At 44.7% G+C, this 1,236-nt stretch carries 1 protein-coding gene; it reads right to left on the bottom strand.

The features are described from left to right. On the bottom strand, nucleotides 1–689 hold a 689-nt coding region (gene ltrA, locus H0185_RS10105; RefSeq protein ID WP_221873389.1), incomplete at its 3' end, for a group II intron reverse transcriptase/maturase. Between the last annotated feature and the right edge of the window lie 547 nt (nucleotides 690–1,236).

Here is a 1,236-nt window from a genome sequence, read left to right as displayed (position 1 = left end):
CTTGAACGAACATAGATATTACAATCATCTGCATAACGAACGAACCGCAATCCTCTTTTCTCGAGTTCTTTATCAAGTTCATCTAGAACGATGTTTGACAAGAGAGGGCTTAGTGGCCCACCTTGAGGAGTGCCTTCCGTGTTAGGACTGACAAGTCCTTTTTCCATTACACCTGACTGTAGGTATCTTCGTATTAATTGGAGTACTTTTGGGTCTTTTATACGGTGGCTTAATATTCTCATAAGTCGGTCATGATTCACTTTATCGAAGAATTTCTCTAAGTCGATGTCCACAACCCATCTATACCCTTCTTTGATATAGCGTTTTGCTTGTCGGACTGCATCATGACCACGCTTATTAGGTCTAAAACCGTAACTTTGTCTAGAGAACGTGGGATCAAACTCCTTATTGAGTACTTGCGCAATAGCCTGTTGGATGAAACGATCTATTACTGTCGGGATTCCTAGCTTCCTTACTCCTCCGTTCGGTTTCGGGATTTCGACACGACGGACGGGTTTGGGAAGGTAGGTACCCTTTATCAGTTCGGTTCTTAAAGTACTCCAGTGTTCCATGAGATGAGACCGTAGGGTTTGTACGCTCATCCCATCTACCCCATGGCTTCCTTTATTTCGTTCCACTCTCTCGAGTGCACTTGTAACGTTCTGATATGATAAGATTTGTTCCATCATAGATTTCAAACTCCTACGTGAATCAGTCATTCTTCTTGTGTGGGGTTGCTTTCAGCCCTTCTAATGTCCCCCGTGGATTCACCACTTCCTCCATTAGGAAGGATAATGTTTCTGCTTCATCAAGCAACACGTACAAGAAGTGCTGATTCTTCTTAATTGATTCAGTCCTTCCCAACGGCTCTAGATACCACTGGTACTATGACTTCTGCTGACTTCTGACTGTTCAGCTATTTATCGCTAAATAGGTTACCAAGTGTGCTCGGCTTTCCAGTCAGACCTCCCTGGGTAAGAATGCAATCTTTCCCTCCACCTATCTGCGTCATTTACTTGATATCGCCTTCGGCAGAATGGACTTTGTTTTGTTTCGCAAACTCATCCAACGATACCCTAGCCTTATATGAAGTTTGTGTTCCTCAGACCGGAGGTTTGCCGCTCGCTTCCTTCAGATTCCACGTCACCATGGACACCCTTGCGTTAAGCTAACTGCTACTTCTGCCTTCACAGTTCGGGACTCTCACCCTATAGATTGCACCCATGCCAGGCGCAC

This window comes from Mesobacillus maritimus, from assembly GCF_019749255.1.
GTDB lineage: Bacteria > Bacillota > Bacilli > Bacillales > Cytobacillaceae > Mesobacillus_B > Mesobacillus_B maritimus_A.
Note: the sequence above shows the minus strand (reverse complement) of the source record. Positions and strands in the feature narration are given on the sequence as shown.